11 protein-coding genes are annotated in these 18,838 nt (G+C 60.7%); 7 read left to right on the forward strand and 4 right to left on the reverse strand.

Going from position 1 to position 18,838, the window contains the following annotated elements; genetic code table 11:
* Nucleotides 1–213: 213 nt before the first annotated feature.
* Together ABH944_RS19750 and ABH944_RS19755 are read left to right on the forward strand one after the other, a co-directional pair.
* Nucleotides 214–1,575: a sugar porter family MFS transporter gene (locus ABH944_RS19750; RefSeq protein ID WP_404608441.1), complete on the forward strand. Its 1,362-nt coding sequence runs from the start codon at nucleotides 214–216 to the stop codon at nucleotides 1,573–1,575.
* Between the two features lie 155 nt (nucleotides 1,576–1,730).
* Nucleotides 1,731–2,945: a porin gene (locus ABH944_RS19755; protein ID WP_404608443.1), complete on the forward strand. Its 1,215-nt coding sequence runs from the start codon at nucleotides 1,731–1,733 to the stop codon at nucleotides 2,943–2,945.
* 153 nt (nucleotides 2,946–3,098) lie between these two features.
* Here ABH944_RS19755 and ABH944_RS19760 read toward each other — a convergent pair whose 3' ends face one another.
* Nucleotides 3,099–3,446 carry a hypothetical protein gene (locus ABH944_RS19760; protein WP_404608445.1) on the reverse strand — a complete coding sequence of 116 codons (348 nt, stop codon included), beginning with the start codon at nucleotides 3,444–3,446 and terminating at the stop codon, nucleotides 3,099–3,101.
* A 778-nt stretch (nucleotides 3,447–4,224) separates the two neighbouring features.
* Between ABH944_RS19760 and ABH944_RS19765 the strand changes: the two genes are divergently transcribed.
* From ABH944_RS19765 to ABH944_RS19785, 5 genes are all read left to right on the forward strand, one after another.
* Complete coding sequence (locus ABH944_RS19765) at nucleotides 4,225–10,788, forward strand: hypothetical protein (RefSeq protein WP_404608446.1); 6,564 nt, start codon at nucleotides 4,225–4,227, stop codon at nucleotides 10,786–10,788.
* A 195-nt stretch (nucleotides 10,789–10,983) separates the two neighbouring features.
* Complete coding sequence (gene aspT / locus ABH944_RS19770) at nucleotides 10,984–12,666, forward strand: aspartate-alanine antiporter (RefSeq protein WP_404608447.1); 1,683 nt, start codon at nucleotides 10,984–10,986, stop codon at nucleotides 12,664–12,666.
* 393 nt (nucleotides 12,667–13,059) lie between these two features.
* Entirely contained in the window at nucleotides 13,060–13,752 is a 693-nt protein-coding gene (locus ABH944_RS19775) for a response regulator transcription factor (protein WP_404608448.1), read from the forward strand.
* A 100-nt stretch (nucleotides 13,753–13,852) separates the two neighbouring features.
* On the forward strand, nucleotides 13,853–14,137 hold the full coding sequence (locus tag ABH944_RS19780; protein WP_404608449.1) for a hypothetical protein: 285 nt from the start codon (nucleotides 13,853–13,855) through the stop codon (nucleotides 14,135–14,137).
* Nucleotides 14,138–14,414: 277 nt separating this feature from the next.
* Nucleotides 14,415–15,737: an ATP-binding protein gene (locus ABH944_RS19785; RefSeq protein ID WP_404608450.1), complete on the forward strand. Its 1,323-nt coding sequence runs from the start codon at nucleotides 14,415–14,417 to the stop codon at nucleotides 15,735–15,737.
* Between the two features lie 238 nt (nucleotides 15,738–15,975).
* Here the strand turns inward: ABH944_RS19785 and ABH944_RS19790 are convergent, their stop codons facing one another.
* From ABH944_RS19790 to ABH944_RS19800, 3 genes are all read right to left on the reverse strand, one after another.
* A complete protein-coding gene (locus ABH944_RS19790) occupies nucleotides 15,976–16,659 on the reverse strand; it encodes a response regulator transcription factor (protein WP_404608452.1) in 684 nt (227 codons plus the stop codon).
* A 16-nt stretch (nucleotides 16,660–16,675) separates the two neighbouring features.
* Complete coding sequence (locus ABH944_RS19795) at nucleotides 16,676–17,464, reverse strand: WHG domain-containing protein (RefSeq protein WP_404608454.1); 789 nt, start codon at nucleotides 17,462–17,464, stop codon at nucleotides 16,676–16,678.
* A 762-nt stretch (nucleotides 17,465–18,226) separates the two neighbouring features.
* A partial coding sequence (locus tag ABH944_RS19800) for an aldo/keto reductase (protein WP_404659454.1) occupies nucleotides 18,227–18,838 on the reverse strand: 612 nt, incomplete at its 5' end.

Consider the following 18,838-nt stretch of genomic DNA (forward strand, 5'->3'; position numbering starts at 1 on the left):
GTGGGAATGGATCACAAGGTCCCGCCTGGCTTGTGCTTGCTTCTTTCAGGAGGATATTTTCGGGCGTGGATGGCGCCTGATCTGAACAGAAAACCGCAGCGGCGAAGCTACCGAACGCAGTATTCTCTGCACAAGGTAGGCACGCAACGTGTTGCTGCAGCACATGTAATGGGCGATGAGCCCACCTAAAAAAAACCATGATCGAGACAACAGATGGAAATTGAGACGCTAGGCTATTTTCCGGCGAGGTCGCGCAATCGCGCGCGCCTTGCCTATCTATTCGGCGCCCTTGGCGGCATCCTCTTTGGCTATGACAGCGGCGTGATCGCGGGAGCGTTGTTGTTTATCCGTAAGGACATGTCGCTCAACGCACATCTGCAGGGCATGGTGGTGGGCGGACTGCTGCTCGGCGCCATGATTGGCGCTTTCGGCACAGCGCGGCTTGCGGATCGCTTCGGTCCACGCAAGATGCTGATTGGCGCGGGTGCGATGTTCATTGTCACGTCGGTTCTGTCCGCATTTGCACCCGATCCGATGACGCTGATCGTTGCTCGCGTGCTGATTGGTATCACGATCGGCGTATCGACCACGCAGGTGCCCCTGTATCTGTCTGAAATTGCGCCGAAACACATCCGGGGCGGACTTGCGTCGATGAATCAGTTGGCGATTGCGACAGGCATTCTGATTTCGTATGTGGTGTGCTATCTGCTGGCAGCGCATGGGCAATGGCGCTGGATGCTGGGTCTCGCGGCTGTGCCGTCTGTCTTTCTGACAATCGGCATGTTCTTTCAGCCGGACTCGCCGCGTTGGCTCGTGCGTCAAGGCCGCGTTAGCGAAGCGCGCCGTGTGCTGGAAATTACCAACACGCCGGGCGATGCAGCCGAATCATTGCGCGAGATTCAACAGGCCAACGAGACTTCGATTACGGTACGTCTGATCGACCTGCTGAAATCGAAGGCACTTCGTCCGACCCTGATCAGTGTGTTTGGACTGGCCATGCTTCAGCAGGCATTGGGCATCAACACAATCGTCTACTACGCGCCGACGATTCTGCGCGCGGCGGGCTTCGGTGAATCGGCGGCGTTGCTCAACAGCGTGGGGCTCGGGGTGTTGTCGATCATCATGACAATCTTTGCGGCACGTGTGGTCGATCGTGTCGGGCGCCGGCCACTTCTGATCGGTGGTGCGCTCGTGATGGCGTCGAGCATGGCAACGCTTGGCTGCGTATTCCATTTCGGCGGTCCTGCTACTGCAGCGGGCAGTATTGTCGCCGTGGGCGCGCTCGCCTTTTTCAAGGCAGCCTTTTCGTTCAGTTGGGGTCCGCTCGTCTGGGTGATGATGCCCGAGCTGCTGCCGATGCGGATTCGCGCGCGCACCATGTCTGCCGCCGCGCTCGCCATGTTCCTGGTGAATTTTATCGTCGCATCGACCTTTCCCGCGTTGCTGGAGACGGGGGCTGCCTCGGCATTTGCGGTGTTCACGGTCTGTTGCCTGGTGGCGTTCCTGTTCGCGATCTATCGCATAAGGGAAACCGCGGGTCTGAGTCTCGAAGAGATTGAGAGGACCGTGTGCTGACATGGAAAGCTCGCAACCGAGCGCAGGCTCATAAGTTGAATTTATTTTTAACTCGATTTGTTAGCGCTACCTTTGGCGGAGCAAATGCAGATCGAATTTGCGGTATTGAGTGCGGTGGCCAACCGGCTCATTCAACAAGTACTGAGGAGACCGTTGTGAAAACAAGGAAGGGGCTGTTCGTCGGCTTATCGGTAGTTTGCGCCACTGCGGTGCCGGGCATCACACATGCACAAAGCAGCGTCACGCTCTATGGCGTGATCGACAATGGCATCGCCTACTCGAACAGCCAGACAACACTTGGCTCCACGCACGGAGGCGCGCACAACATACAGCTCTCGCCTGGCATCTGGGAGGGCAGCAAGTTCGGTATGACTGGAAGCGAGGACCTGGGCGGCGGCCTGTCCGCCATCTTCAACCTCATGTCGCGTTTCAGTTCCGCAAATGGCAACGCGCAGTTTGCGGGTGCGATGTTTGCTCAACAGGCGTGGGTGGGGTTGAAGGACCAGACTTACGGCAGCTTGACGCTGGGCCGCCAATATTTGTCCTACTACTGGATGATTGCGCCGTATTCGCCGACCAACTGGCTGACGGGCTTCTCCGGCGCCCACCCCGGCGATCTCGACAATTTCGATACGGACTACAAGACGAACAACACCGCCTTGTATACGACGCCAACTGTCCACGGATTCACGGCCAGCGCTTCATACGCACTCGGCGGTACGCCAGGAAGCCTCAATACGGGTTCAAGCTGGAGTGCCGGTGCGAAATATAAAATGGGTCCGTTCGGAATCGGCGCCGGGTTTGAACGCTTCAACAATGCTACGCCGGGCGGGGGAGCATGGGGCGCGAATTCCACTGCCACAAACAATGGCCAACAGGGAGTCTCGGCTGTCACAAACGGATACCAGACTGCCGCGGCACAAGACCGGTTCGCGGTGACTGGGGGATATGCCTTTACGCCCGACGTCGATCTTTCATTGTCCTATTCGAACGTCCAGTACGTTCCGGGGATTGGATCGGCATTCAAGTCGCAAGCAGTATGGAATACGTTTGGCGCAGTGATGCACTACCGCGTGGCAACGGTATGGGATTTCTCTGCCGGATACAGTTACACGCGCGCAAGCAAGGCAAATGGAATCACGAACGGCGCGCAGTATCAGCAAGGCTCGCTAGCGGAATTCTATAGCCTCTCCAAGCGGACGGGTCTGTACATGGTGCAGGCGTATCAGCGAGCGAATGGACAGACTCTTGGTTCCAATGGCGTTTCCATCATTGCCGCGACTGCCTCCATTGGTGACGGATTCAATTCATCGCCGTCGTCGTCACGCAGCATGGTGACAGTAGCGGCTGGTGTAGTTCACCATTTCTAATTGCGACTGGTCAGCACAGCCACCCATGTCGACACACTGTGTCTGCTCCGGTGCGCTGTGCACTACGTTTCACTGCTCCTTGTCATTTGAGGAATAAGCGCGTCATGTCCTGCACGGTCGCCGTGGGCTTCATGGTGGTGTCTGCCGCTTTGCTCAGCAAACGGCCCTTCGATTGCCGAAGGTGAACGCTGCTTCCCCGGCCGGAATTGTCATCCGGCGATATGCCTGACAATATTTGCCAGACCGCCGCTGACAACCGCTAAAACGGTCTTGAGCTGACGAATCTTCCGGGCGAAATGGACGTAGCTGCCCCTTCCGATAGGGCAGATCAAAGCGTTCACCGGATTGCCTCCTTATCATCTGATGATTTGGGTCATGAAACTTGGCCTGTTTCCTAGCCTGCTCACGTCCAGAAATCCCCATAAATTTTACATTGGAAAGATGTTGACGGAACCGCTGCTTGCTGGCATCATCTTTCCACTGTAAAAATTTGTCTCGCACTGCACGTCGCCGAACAGACGCGGACGCAAGGTCTGCGGGTAGAAGCAGTCGCCGCGGTCGGCGGCCGCATTGCTTCAATGTCTGATCAGGAACCGTCCGCATTCTCTTGTGGATCGCAATGATGCTCGGGAACCGGGACTCGCCCTAACCGCTGTGGCAAGAGGAAGCAACGGCGCCGGTTGAATGGCGTTGTTTTCACTTGACCAAGAAAGCGGACGTGAATTGAGCGTCCGATGCATCACCCTGAAGAATTCTCGGCGCTGGTTAGCGCGTCGCATTGGCGACGATTGGTCCAGAAAAGATCGCGGTCTGGTCCAGACGAAGGCATCGAAAGAATAAACAAAAGCTCCATCGGTAATAAACAACTTAGGAATGCGATTCGATGTCGAATTGAATGTCGACGGAATCATGTCGCGTGTACGTACATCAACACACTTTTTAGTTTTTGACAGGACATCTCATGCCGGCATCCAGATTCTTTTTCGCCAGAACCCACATCGCTCCGTTTCCAATGCGAGCGTGCACGGTGTCAATACTCCAGTCGTTCGCGGTCCTCTCGATCGCCGGCGTGACGGCAAGCTTGTTTGCGGTCCCCGCCTTCGCGCAGGGGCAATCCGTCAGGTCGACGTCGGGTTGCAGCCCAGCCAGCGGCACGCCAAACCAGCTGATCCTTTGCGGCACTAGCGGAGGCGTTGGTCAAACCGGACAGTCGCCTTCCCCTATCGCTGTATTGGTGACTTCACCACAGACTTTGGCTGCGACGCTCACCTGGAGCGCAATGCAACTGGAGACGTATGGCGGAGCGGGAGGCTCAGCCAACACAGACGGCAGCGACGGCGGTGCAGGCGCGGCGGGAAGCGGTATCACTGCGGCCGTAGGTGCAGGCGTCAACGCGTCCGGGGCGAACCCGGGCGGCATTCTGCAATTCGTCTCTCAGGGCGGCGCCGGTGGCGGCGGGCAAGGCGCCAAGATTGGGACGGTTGGGAAGGGCGGCACGGGAGGTGACGGTGGGCAGATTCAGGTGACGATGAACGGTTCTGTTTCTTCCACGGACGCTTCTTCGCCAGGGTTGACCGTGCTCTCTCAAGGCGGATCGACGCTGTACGGCGACGACGGCAGCCTTGGCTACTATCCGTCGAAATCCGGAAACGCTGGAGGTAGCGGGCCGGTGAGCGTCGCGATTGGCGGGGCGATATCGACGGTCGCGACAGGTGCGCTCGTTGAAGCCTTCGGTGGCACCGGCGTGAAGGGCGCGGACGATAACGCAGGACTCGTGTCGGCGGCGGGCAGCAATGGGGGCGACGGCGGCGCGTCCAGTTCGCCCGTAGAGGCGAGCGTGACGGGCACCATTCAGTCATCGGCCGGGGACGGCATTGACGTCCTTGCGCAAGGTGGCACCGGCGGCCAGGGAGGTTTGGGTCAATATTCGTCGGGAGCAGGTGGCGGGGCCGGCGGGGGCGGCGGGTCGGCTCCGCAGAGCACCCTGACGATATCGGGCACCGTCAGCGCAGCAACACTTCTCTACCAGGGTGTCGTACCGTCAAACGGCGCGCTGGTGCGAAGTGCTGGCGGCCAGGGAGGCGACGGAAATACCGGAAACGGGGGGCAGAGTGGTACCGGCGGTAACGGTGGCAACGGCGGTAACGGCGGTAACGCTACGTTGACGCTTCAGTCCGGAGGATCCGTTACCGGCGGAATAAACGTTCTCAGCGCAGTTTCGAGTGGCGGAGACGGTGGCGCGGGCGGCGATGCATCGGGCAGCACGACAACCGGCGGCAATGGAGGCGTGGGTGGCGTCGGCGGCAATGCAATTGTCGATGTCGGGCAAACGCCCACGGGCGTCACGGGCGCCACGACGTCCGTGACCAGCGCGCCGCATCAAGCGACGGTTGCTGTCTCCGCCATCAGCTATGGCGGTGCAGGGGGTGCGGGTGCGGTCGCGGCGGGCGGCTATTATGCGGGAGGTGGCACGGGCGCTATCGGGGGGCAAGCGGGATCGGCATCGGTAACCATCGAAAGCAACGGCGTTGTCATCACTCAGGGAGACGACACGCCTACCACTTCATCTTCCGTGGCTCCAGCGGTGCTGGTTCGCTCGAATGGCGGCGTAGGCGGTGCGGGCGGCAAAGGCGCGGCAATCGGTACCAATGCCGGTGACGCGGGCCAAGGCGGCGCGGGCAATACCGCGACAGCGGTCATTGACGGCACAGTGACCACGAGCGGCAGTTTCGCGCATGGCGTGCTGGCGCAAAGCGTGGGTGGCATGGGCGGCAAGGGTGGCGACGCGAGCGGCATTTTCTATTCACGCGGCGGCGCAGCCAGCAACGGCGGTGCTGGCGGCCAAGTCTATGTATCGGGCAGCGGCGGTAGCATCACCACGACTGGTACGGGCGCTGACGGCATTCTTGCGCAGAGCGTGGGTGGCGGTGGCGGAAGCGGCGGGAACGCCGTCTCAACCGGCAACCTGGCAATCGGTGGCAATGGAGGTGCCGGCGGCGACGCACAAGCCGTCACGGTCGGCCTCTTAGGCAGTGACTCCAGTTCGGCAGTCCTTAACGACACCATCATCACCCGGGGCGACTCCGCGAACGCCATTGTTGCGCAAAGCATCGGCGATGCTGGCGGTAACGGCGGCAATGCTTTCGCGGTAGGCACCGTCTTGCCTACGCTCGCCATCGGCGGGGATGCCAAGGGCGGCGGTAGCGGTTCTACCGTCACGGTGCAGAACGATGGCCTTGTCACGACCTTCGGTCAGCAGTCAGGCGGCATCGAGGCACAGAGCATCGGCGGCGGCGGCGGCAACGGCGGCTCTGCCGTTGCGCTCAACGCCGGCGTTCAGGTCTCCACGTCTTTCGCGCTAGGCGGCTCCGCAGGCTCCGGGCAATCCGGCGGCGCGGTGACGCTGACGAACAACAACCAGGTCTCGACATACGGCGCCGATGCGTACGGCATCAAGGCCCAGAGCATCGGTGGCGGGGGCGGTCAAGGCGGTTCAGCGCTTGCAACCGCCGTCGCTTTGAGTGGCGATCCTGAATTTCCGACGACCTCGGTCAGCGTCGCCATTGGCGGCGGCGCGGGCGCAGGCGGAGACCAGACCAAAAGCCCGGTCACAGTCAATAACACGGGCCTCGTCACGACCGCCGGAGATGGCGCGATCGGCATCATCGCGCAGAACATTGCCGGCGGCGGTGGCAACGGCGGCGACTCGACTGCATCGTCGTATGCCAAGGCGGGAAGCGACGGCACCAATATTTCGGTCAGTTCGAGCGTAGGTGGAAAGGGTGGCGCGGGCGGCAGTGGCGGCGCGGTCACCATCAACGGCAACGGTGGCCTGGTTGCGACGATGGGCGCTGACGCGTACGGCGTTCTTGCACAGAGCGTGGGCGGTGGCGGTGGCGTGGGCGGCACCGGCGACTCGGCGGCGTCCAGTGGCACCGGGGCTCAGAGCTTCACGGGTTCGATTACGGTCGGGGGCTCAGGCGGCACGGGCGGCAGCGGAGGTTCTGTCAATGTCAATAACAACGGCAACGGCACGGGCACCAACATCGTTACTGCGGGCGATGGTGCAAACGCCATCCTGGCGCAAAGTATCGGCGGAGGAGGTGGCGCGTCTGGCGGCGGCACGGCCAAGGCAAATGGCGGCAACGATGGTCTAAAACTGTCCGTAACCGTGGGCGGAAACGCCGGCAAGGGCGGCACCGGTGGGCAGGTGACGGTCGACAATACCGCAGCCTTGCTGACGAAGGGCGCGGATGCCGATGCCATCATGGCGCAAAGCATCGGCGGCGGCGGCGGCAAAGCGGGCAAGGGCGCCTCCACGACTGGCGGCGCGCAAAGCCCCGAAACGGCGGTCAACAACATGACGAATGCGCTCGCCAACGGGCTCGGCTCCGGCGCAGGCGGCGCGACCAAGGTTGCGGACGGCGTGTACCAGATCAGCAATGACGTACTAAAAGGCATTAAAGGCATCCAGCAGTTGAACACGGCGATCACCGGCGGTGGTTCGGGCGGCGTTCAAGCTGTGGGTGATAGCGACAGCGATGATGATGACGATTCTGGCTCCGCCGGCAGTCTCGCGCTGCAGGCGACGATTGGTGGAAAGGGTGGCACCGGCGGCATAGGCGGGAGTGTCAGCGTCGCCAATACGAACGCCATCGAGACGGACGGCGTCAAGTCCGATGCCATCTTTGCACAGAGCATTGGCGGCGGCGGTGGCGTGGGCGGCGCGACGAGCTTTTCCGGCAGCGCTAACAGTGGAGACACCGGCGACAGCAGCAACACAAATGCGGGACTCACGCTTGGCGGAAACGGCGTAAGCGGTGGCGACGGTAATTCGGTCACCGTCGCCAACAGCGGCACCATCGCGACGAACGGTGTTTCATCGTATGCGATCGATGCGCAAAGCGTCGGTGGTGGCGGTGGCAAGGGGGCCGTCACCGGCTCTCAAGACGGCGCGCTGAAGAATTTCAACGTGACCGTCGGCGGGTCGGGCGGCGCGGGAGGCAACGGCGGCACCGTGACGGTGAACAATGATGGAGCGGTCGCCACCTCCGCGAACGAATCGTTCGGCATGCTTGCTCAGAGCGTTGGCGGCGGCGGCGGGACGGCCCAGGTGCTGTCCAGCGACGTGGGTGCATCGGATAGTGGAAACAACCCGAAAATCAGTGTGACACTCGGCGGAAGCGGCGGTGCCGGCGGAGCAGGCAACACGGTGCAAGTCACCATGGGCCAGAGTGCGCCTGGCAGCGTCACCACGAGCGGCGCGGATGCGATTGGCATCGTGGCACAGAGCATTGGTGGAGGCGGCGGCACGCTCACGACCACCAGCGCGACCAACTCGACCACTGGCGGCGTCCAGCAGACAACAATCGTACCGCTTCAAATCGGCGACAAAGATGGCGCGAGCGGCAACGGCGGTGAGGTTGACGTGACGCTCGGCGCGGCGGCGCATTCGAGCGACTCGTATGTGCTGACAACGGGAGCCGGTGCGTACGGCATTCTGGCGCAAAGCGTGGGTGGAGGCGGAGGTCTGTTCGTTGGCGCGACGCCGGGTACCTCTCTCTCCACGCTGTTCGGTGGTACGAAGCAATCTGGTGACGGTGGCGCCGTCAACGTCAACCTGAACAACACGTCCTGGATCTCGACAAGCGGTGCGGGCGCCGTCGGTGTTTTCGCGCAAAGCGTGGGCGGTGGCGGCGGCGTGATCGGCAGCATGCAAAACGTCAATCTGGCTTCGGGCCTGCAGTCGACGCCGACCACCGAGAGCGGCCAGGGTGGCAATGTTTCGGTCAATATCGGAAGCAACAGCAGCATCGTCACGGGCGGGGACGATGCCCACGCGATCTTCGCACAAGCGGTGGGCGGAGGCGGTGGCGTTATCGCAGGCGCGAATAACTCAGGCTATGCGTTCGCAGGAGCGAGCCCTGCCAAGTGCAGTAGTTCGCAGCCCTGTACGGGGAACGTCAGCGTCGCGCTGAGCGGGGGCTCCATCGTTCGGACTTCAGGCCAGGGCGCGTATGGCATCTATGTACAAAGTCGCGGAAACGGCTCAAACAATACGTCGATCAACATTGGAAGTGGCAGCTCTGTCGAGTCGTGGGCCAACTCGGCGGGCGGTATCTTCGTTGATGGCGCGGGGACGAACACGATCGACAACTACGGCACGATCGACAACGGCACGCTCACGAACAAGAACACGCCGAGCGTCAACGGAATCGTCGTGGCATCGGCATCGACGACACCGGTTGCGATTACCAACGAGGCCGGATCCAGCTTTTACGGCAATACCACGCTTGCCGATGGCAGCACGATCAACGGAAAGCCTTCCTCGACGCTGAGCGCGACGTCGCTCGACCTCGGTGGATCCCATAGCACGTTGACCAACGGTGGCACACTGGAAGTGGGCGGATCGGCGATTTCGTCCTTGCAGATCAACGGCAACGTCGTGCAGCAGCAAAGCGGGCAAATCATGATCGACAGCGATCATGTGGCGGGAACGAGTGACCGTGTGACCATCACAGGCAACGCGACCCTCGCCGGCGAGGTGGTCATGCGCCCGACGCGCCTGACCGACAGCACGCTCGACGTGATGGACGTACACGGCGTGCTCGACGCGTCGCAACTGCAGGCGAGCAATCCGTATCTCGTCAACTACACGCTGGCGGCTGGCAGCACGCCCAATGCGCAGGGCGCCGGCGAATCGCTGTATGTCACGCCGCACGCGAACTTCGCCGCGAGCGCGGCGGGTCTGAGCGCGAGTGCGCAGTCGTTGGCGAACCACCTGCAAGCGAACTTCGATTCGGGCGCAAGCGCCAATGCGCTGGGCACCGTGTTCGCGCAGTTGGCGAACGGCATTCAGGACCACGCCGCTTATAACGCCGCGCTCAACAGGCTGGGCAATGAAACTCAGCAGGCGGTAGGAAATGCAGGTCTCGCGGCAAGCCATGCGTTTGTCGAGCGCATGTATAGCTGCCCGACCTTTGATGGGACCACCGATACGATGATGCACGAGCACGACTGCGGATGGGGGCGGGTCATTGATAACCGCACGAGCGCGGATGGCTCGGACGGGCTTGGCTACAACGCCAGCACCTATGCCATGCAGTTCGGCGGCCAGCACGGCTTGGGCGACGGCTGGTTCATAGGCGGCAGCGTGGCATACGGCACGACGACGCTGGACGGCTCGGACGGCGTGGGCGACGTCAACGCACACGGTCCGCAACTGGGTATCGTCCTGAAGAAGGAAATCGGCCGCTGGACGATCTCCGGCGGTGCCGATGCAGCCTACGGTTGGGATAACTCCACGCGCAACGTCGCGTTACCGGGCTCTGCAACCCAGGCGAATGGTGACTTCAATACCTACGAGGCTGGACTGCACTCGCGCATCGCCTATACGATTCCAATGAATGACTGGTACATGAAGCCGTATCTGGACATTCATCTCGTGCATTTCCATACGGGCAGCTACACCGAACAGGGTGCGGGCGCGCTGGATCTCGCCGTCAACAGTTCGAGCGGCACGACGCTTTCGGCCTCGCCGATGTTCGAACTGGGCGGACGGTGGGCCTTTGCCAATGGCATGGTGCTGCGCCCGGACGTGGCGGCGGGCGCGGTTTTCCACGACCGGAACCATTGGGAAACAGACGCGCAGTTCGTCGGCAGTGCGCAGGGCGTCGCGCCTTTCACCGCTGTCTCATCGGCTCCGTCGGCGCTGGCGAAGGTGAAGCTGGACATGAACCTCAGCGTTTCGAAAAACACCGAGATCAAGCTGGAATACGGCGGCCAGTTTGGAAGCGGGTATCGCTCGAACGAAGGCATTTTGCGCGTCAATCACCTGTTCTGACGGGGCTCCGCGACTACGGCGGGCGCGAATATCGCGCACTCGTCATCAAGGCGCGGCGGATATACACGATCAGTCGCTTCGTCATGCGTAGCAATCAGGCAGCGTCAGGTCCTGACCTGCGTGCGGCCAAATCTGCCCATCGGAAAGATTTTGACGTAGCGGCATCGCCAACCATCGCTCAACAAGTTGATCAAAATGCACGAGTTACACACACTATTTCAGAGGTCGCCGGAGGTCGCGCTTTTCCTCTCACTTGCCATCGGATATTACATTGGCCGCATCAATTTCGGCTCCTTCCAGTTGGGCGGGGTGGGAGGAACCCTGCTCGCGGCCGTGCTCATCAGCCAAGCCGGTGTCACCATCGACAACGGGGTAAAGGCGCTGATGCTGAGCGTATTCATCTACGCGGTTGGGTATTCATCCGGTCCGCAGTTTTTTGCGTCGTTCAATCGCAAGACGCTCCGCGAGTTCGCGCTAGCCGCTTTCCTTGCATTGTCAGCACTCTTTACCGTGGTCGCCTGCGCGAGGCTATTCCACCTTAATAAAGGCCTCGCAGCAGGTCTGGCGGCCGGTGCGTTGACACAGTCAGCTATTGTCGGCACGGCCGGAGACGCGATCGCGAGGCTTGGGCTACCTCCGACAGAAGTAAAGTTTCTGCAATCGGAAGTGGCGATCGCCTTTGCTGTGACCTATGTGCCCGGCTTGCTAAGCGCGATACTTGTCTGTGTGAATATCGTGCCGCGATTCACGCGTGAAGGTCTGCATGACGCTGCGATCAAAGTCGAGAAGGCAGCTGACGGCGGCATGCGGCTGCGGCCCGGCCGAAGCGCATCAATGCCGGGACTCATCGGCCGGGCGTACCGTGCCGGGCCGGCTGCAGGCCGCACGATCGCGGAAATCGAAGTAAGCCAAAAAGATTTGATCACCGTCGAGCGCATTCGTCGAGAGGACAGACTGATCGATCCGGCAGCGGACGTGGTGCTGGAGAAGGATGACATCGTTCTGATCGTGGGCCTGCGCAAGTGGGTGGTGGTTGCTGCGGCCCAGCTTGGGGAAGAGGTCGCGGAAGCTGAAGGCATCAGTGTCGAGATGGAGAGCCGGCAAGCGGTCTTTGCCAGAAAAGGCATGAACCGTGTGACGATCTCGAAGGCCCGCAATTCACTTGATCGGGCGCTGCGTCGTGGCGTGTTTATCCTCGGCATAACGCGGGCTGAGAGGCCACTGCCTCTCCTTTGGGAAACGGAGTTGCAGCATGGTGACGTCATTACGTTCTATGGATCTCCTGAAAACACCAAACGAGCGGTCGAGGTAGCGGGTTATGACTTGCCCTGTTCGGATAAGACCGACTTCGTTTATCTCGGACTAGGTCTGGTTTCTGGTCTGCTGCTAGGGCTTGTCGTAGCCTATGTCGGTGGTTTCGCGTTAACGCTCGGCGCAGGCGGGGGCTGCCTTCTGATGGGGCTGGCATTTGGTTGGTTGCGAGGCAAATATCCCAAGTATGGGGCAATGCCTTCGGCGGCCTCGCAACTGTTAAAGGATTTCGGGTTATCTGCATTTGTTGCTACGGTCGGTCTCAATTCCGGGATGCAGGCGCTCCTGACGATCCGGCAAAGCGGGATAACCATCTTGTTACTCGGTATATTCGTCGCGCTCTTTCCGCTACTGCTTACCATGTTGTTCGGACGCTACGTATTGCGCTACAACAACTCAGCTTTGCTCGCCGGTGCATTGGCCGGCTCACGTGCAGCAAATCCGGCATTCGGTCAGGTGCTGGAAAAGTCTGAAAGTGCGGTGCCTACCGTGCCCTTTGCTGTCACGTATGCAATCGCAAGTGTGCTGTTGGCGTTACTGGGACCTCTGCTCGTTGAGCTCGTTTGAGTGTGACTCCATTTCGACAATCCATGAGATGACGCGCTCTGTCGTCGTATGGGCCAGCAGGTCCCGACTTCGAACTGACAGTCCGGCAGGACGCGATCGGATCTTTGAAGATACAATTGCCCACTGGAAAGATGTTGACTGGAAGACTGGTCTCATCTAATATTTCCACTGGAAAGATATCCAGCTGGCATGACTCTGCACACCCATTTGGCCCCCAGGCGGGGCGTCAAGATCATGGTTGTCTTATCGGGCAGGACGAGGCGATCTCGCACAGCGATGCAAGGAATTCTAAAAACATATAGATGGTTTTACAAATGAAGCGGGGGTTACCAATCCTGACGGCGTTCAGAACCAGATAAAGGGGACGCTCAGGGCAACAACATCGAGAGAAAGATGCGAGTACTACTGGCTGAAAATGACCTGCATACTGGTCAAAGTCTTTTTTGTGTTTTGAGAGATGCGGAATATACCGTCGACTGGGTGCGGGACGGCCGTGCTGCCAGCCTTGCGATCGCAGCAAGCTATTACGCGGTCGTGCTCCTCAATTTGAGTCTTCCGGGCATTGGCGGCATAGCGTTGTTGAAGGCATCGCGTGCTGCGGGCAACAAGGTCCCCGTGGTGCTCCTTAGCGCACACGATGATCCCGAAACGCATGCGCGCGGTCTCGATACCGGCGCTGACGATTGTGTACTCAAACCATTCGTGCCCCGTGAGTTACTTGCCCGCATGCGCGCGGTCCTGCGGCGAACGACTGGCTATGCGACTTCGAGAATCGGCGACGAATTTCTTGGTCTCGATCTCGAGAGGCGCACCATTCTTCTGAATGGTCTCGAGTCGTCGCTCTCGGCGCGTGAATTCACGCTGATGCATGCCTTGCTTGAACGTCGTGGCGCGGTACTTTCGCGCAGCCAACTTGAAGAACGACTGTACGGCTGGGGCAGAGAGGTTGAGAGCAACGCGGTCGATGTATTAATCCATGCAATCCGAAAGAAATACGGACAATCCTTGATCCGGAACATCCGGGGTCTTGGCTGGTCGGTGAGGTCGGAGAATGGGTTATCGACATGCGCGACATCAGTCCATTAGTCTGCCTGGCTGTTCGCTCATTCTTTCCTCATTGTCAGCGAGCAGAATGCACCTCAACCGATGCAATCAATGCGCTGCACCGAAGTTCAAGGAGAAAAGCATGAAAGGGATTCGCCAGGTGGCAGTCGCCGCCGTATTAAGCGCCGGCCTCGTGAGTGTTGCCGAGGCTCATGTGTTCGTCGGCGTTGGTGTCGGTATCGGCGTGCCAGTGATGCCAATGGTGGCCGCAGTGCCCGTCGCGCCCGTGCCAGTCTATGCGCCGCCGCCTCCACCCGTGTATTACGCGCCGCCGCCTGTGTATGCGCCGCCCGTGGTGGTTGGTTATTACGGACGCCCGCGCGGGTGGTACGGGCACTACGGATATGGATACGGCTACTGGCGCTAATGCAGGCACCCGAGCCAGGCGCCGAGTCAATCGCCACGGGCAGGCGACATGCCCGGGCACCGGACGGTCATCACCTCGATGGAGCACGCATCATGAGCTAAATGGTGGGCGCGCAGCAAAGGCTGCGCGCCTTTGCCGTCGTTCTACGCGAGAGAGCGCCGGGGCGCGGGAGTAGAATCGCTTTACAAAAAAAGTCTGCCTCACCCGTCTCTCGCGTTGCGCCGAGTGCCCCGGCATCCACGCATCACCCGTGGGCGAAACACTTTTTCTGCGTCCTATGATCAAGTCTCTAAGAAACCAGCTTGTCTTCGCGCTTTGCGTGCTGGTCAGCATCGTCGGCGTGGTGCAGGGCGTCAGTTCATATCAGCTGTCGAAAGCGGGCATGAGCGCGTTGCTCGACCTTCGGCTTGAACAGGTCGCCAGCCGCATGCGCGGCGGTTTCGCGGATTCGCTGCCTGCCATTCCGGCGCGCGGCTCGCAACCGGAACGCGACATTGTCATTACGGTCTGGAAGGACGATCAGGCCACGCCTTACCGGTCGACCGAACCGTCCCTGGCGCTGCCGCGCGAGGCGCCGGCGGGTTTCGTGACGACAGCCGTTAGCGGCGAGGAATGGCGCATCTACACGCTGCGTGAGCCGTCCATGGTGATTCAGGTCGCGCAACGCTCGGCGGTGCGGCACGAGCTTGCGGAAGAAAGTGCGGTCAATACGCTTTGGCCGATGATCGTACTCGTGCCGCTGGTGTGGATTGCCGTGCTGCTGGTCGTGCGCCGCTCGTTGCGCAAGTTGAATCGTTTGGGCGCGCAAGTGCAGGGGATCGACGTCAGTAATTTCCACCAATTGTCGACGTCAGGCGTGCCGATCGAAATACGGCCCTTTATCGACTCGATCAATCTGATGATCGATCGGCTTGCACAATCTATCGAGTCGGAACGAAAGTTTATTTCCGATGCCGCGCACGAACTGCGCACGCCGCTCACCGCGCTTCAATTGCAGGCGGACAATCTGCAGCCGCATATCGCGCCCGGCAACCAGGAGCGCTTTTGCGAATTGCGCGGCGGCATCACACGCAGTGGCAATCTGATCGCGCAATTGCTAAGGCTTGCGCGTGCCGATGCGGCTCTGCAGGCTGATACGTTGACGCGTGTCGACGTGTCCGCCGTAGTCGTCGACGCGGTGGCCGAGGTATTGCCTATCGCGATGAAGCGTGGCATCGATATCGGCGCCGACGAAATGGCCAGCGCGTTTGTCCGCGCGGTCGAGGCAGATGTCGGCATTGCCGTGCGCAACCTGGTCAGCAACGCGATCCGCTACACGCCGGACGGCGGCAAGGTCGATCTGAGCGTACAGATACGCGACGGCATGGTATGGATCGACGTGACCGACACAGGGCCCGGCATTGCTGAAGAACTGCTGCCACGCGTGTTCGACCGTTTCTTTCGAGCCAATACGCAAATCGAGGGCAGTGGTCTCGGCCTGTCGATCGTCGAGGCGATCGCGAGTAAATGTGGCGGCGCGGTGAATCTTCGCAATCGTCGTGACGGTCAGTCCGGGATCGTCGCGTCGATCGGATTTCCGTCCGCGTCTCAGGCCCCTTGAACGAACCCGGCCGATTGCACGTACCACCGCGGCCGGGTATTGATGCATCAAGCGTGTCCTGCTCGCTCAACCAGCAGAAGATACTTATTCACGCGGACTACATTAAAGATAACGACGGTGCTCATGATGAATGGAAACGTATTGATTTCCGGTGCAGGCGTCACTCGGGTCAAGGCACGAGCCTCGGGCTCGTCGGTGCTTTCGTGCTGGTTCGCGAACTGGTTTCGATGGAGCAGTCTTACGGCGTCTGTCCCTCGCGGGCATCGTTAAGCATCACGGTCCACCCGAGCCCGCGTACATTGCGAATCACGTTCTGGCCGAATTTCTTGCGCACCGAATGAATCAGCACGTCCACCGCGTTGCTTTCCACTTCTTTACCCCAGCCGTATAAGCGGTCTTCCAGTTGCTCGCGCGAGAGGATCGTGCCGGGCCGCTCGAGGAACGCCAGCATCAGTGCGAATTCGCGCGCGGACAGCACGGTTGTCGCACCGTTGCAGGTCAGTGTGCGTTTGTCGAGATCGAGGCATAGGGACTCGTCACCCAGGCGCGAGGACGCGTAACCGGCTTTGCGGCGGATCACCGCGCGGATGCGCGCAAGCAATTCGGGCACGTCGAAGGGCTTGAGAAGGTAGTCGTCGGCGCCGACGTCGAGGCCTTGAACGCGCGAGTCGAGATCATCCCGGGCAGTCAGTATCAGCACCGGCACGGCGTTACCCGATGTGCGCGCCGTCTTCAGGAGGTCGATGCCGTCCATGCCGGGCAAGCCCAGATCGAGCAATACGACGGTGTACTCCGTACCGGCGAGAGCCGTGCGTCCGGCGATACCGTCTCTCACCCAGTCGACGCTGAAGTCGGCGTCCTTGAGCGCGCGCAACAGGCTTTGACCAATCTGCAGATCATCTTCGATCAACAGAACTCTCATGCTTGTCTCCTTGGCTTCAGAGCGAATCGCTCATCTCCGCTTTGGGTTTCTTTGCCTGTCGATTCGTGGCGGCCTGCCCGGCCTTGAGCTTGAGACCGGCCTCATGAATGAGCTGTACGTGCTCAATCGCGGCATCCACGAGTTCTTCGGTATTACGTATACCTTCCGCGGACGCGGCCAACGCTTTCAGGCGACCGTCGATGAGCAGCGACGCAAGGCCGTGGACATAGGCCCAAGCCGCAGTCATCGCAATAGCCTGTGGGGCATCCAACCGGCCGAACGTCGTGGATTTGCCCGGCGTGGGCTTGAGCGGCTCGTCGAAGGCACCCACTAGCGCGCGTGCGGATAGCTGTCTTGCCTCGACGAGCGATACCCGCGTGTGGTCGAGCATCTCGCTGCGAAACATCAGGCGAAGCAGGTCGGGGTTATCTACCGCGAAGCTGACGTAGGCGCGTGCAATGGCCTTTCGGCTGGCCGGCCCTGGTGGGAGGCCTTCCGCTTTGGCTACCATGGACGCGGTCAGCCGCCGGTGGCCGCTGGCGGCAAGTTCGCTGAGCACGCCAGCCAAGTCGCCGAAATGGTGCTGGGGCGCCGTATGCGAGACGCCCGCCTCACGGGCAATGGAGCGCAACGTCAGGCTGGCTATACCGTCGCGACGCAAGACGGCTTCGGCCGCCTCCAGCAGCGCGTGCGGAAGCGACCCATGGTGATAGGGCTTGTCTTGCACGGGCTGGGCGATAGTTTTCTTAGTCTTTGTCTTTGGCAGCACAGGCGTCTTGTGATCTGTAGACGGTCCATTTTTCATGGCAGGAATTCGAGCCGGTGAATTTTAATCATCAGGAGATCTTGGTCAGATCGAGAAGGACACGCTTCAGACGTTCATCCGTAGGCACGGCCGTGCGTGCTGGAGCGGTCAGGGTCATGGCGCAAGAAGTGCCGGTCGAGTTAACGAATCTTATGTTTCCACAGGAAAGATTGTGGTTAATAATTCAGCATTGGTCAAGTGAAGAACGATCGAAATTAGCCGCGATCATTGTTGCAGATGATCGATCGCATTGTCGAACACCTGCTTGAGGATCAGGTGCACGGTACCCGGTGTCATCGTCCGGTGGCTGGCACGGATCGGCAACAGCAGCGGCGTCGTCTCAGCGCCATAGGGGAGGCCCTAAGGGCAACGCGCCTCTTCAGGCGCGTATTGGCGGCCCGTCTCGCGGCCCTGGATGCAAGTGGCCAACAGGCTGTTCGACGGTATTCGCAGCAAGGTCGGCTTTGACGTCGCTTTGTGCCATGACGTGCATGGACGGCTGAAACCGGTCGAAGCAATCAGGTTCGCATGGTGATCTGGAACAGTACGACCTGTTCTTTCTCGAAGACTCGATCGCGTTGGAAGAAGGCCAATGGATTCGTCAGTTGCGCTCGAAAACCACGACGCCTTTGGCCCAGGACGAGCTGTTCAACACTCCTTCCGAGTGGCGATTCCTGATCACCGGGCGATTGATCGGCTACTTTCGGGTTCACCTCGGGACGACTGATGCGGGAGCCACGCGTTTGCCATGTCCGGTGCAGCTCATGCCTTCAGATGCGGCCCAAGGAGCGACAGGTCGGCAATGCCGAGGCGGTCGCTCGCGGTCTGCACCTGGTGCCAGTATGGGTAAAGCAGAGGAGGTGCGCTGACCTTGTCCAGCCGCGCGCGCTGATCTGCGCTCAGGGCGAGGTTCGCCGCGCCGAGGTTGTCCCGCAACTGCGCCTCGTTGCGTCCGCCGATAATGACCGACGCGACGGCGGGGCGCCCCAGCGTCCACGCCAGCGCGACCTGTGCTGCGGATACCTTATGCTCGTCAGCAACTTCAACGAGCGTGTCGACGATCGACCACAGGCGTTCTTCGTCGCGAATCGGCGGCTCGGTCCAGCCGGCGAGCTGGCGTGTACCTTCCGGTGAGGCATTGCGGCGATGCTTGCCGGACAGCAAGCCGCCTGCAAGCGGGCTCCAGACCAGGATGCCGAGCCCTTGGTCGAGCGCGATTGGCGCGAGTTCGTATTCGGCTTCGCGCGCTTCGAGCGTGTAGTGAATCTGCTGGCTGACGAAACGCGGCAGACGGTCACGTTCGCTCACGTGCAGCGCCTTCATCAAGTGCCAGCCCGAGTAGTTCGAGCAGCCGACATACCGTACTTTGCCGTG

The sequence above is a fragment of the Caballeronia udeis genome, assembly GCF_044909315.1.
Classification (GTDB): domain Bacteria; phylum Pseudomonadota; class Gammaproteobacteria; order Burkholderiales; family Burkholderiaceae; genus Caballeronia; species Caballeronia udeis_A.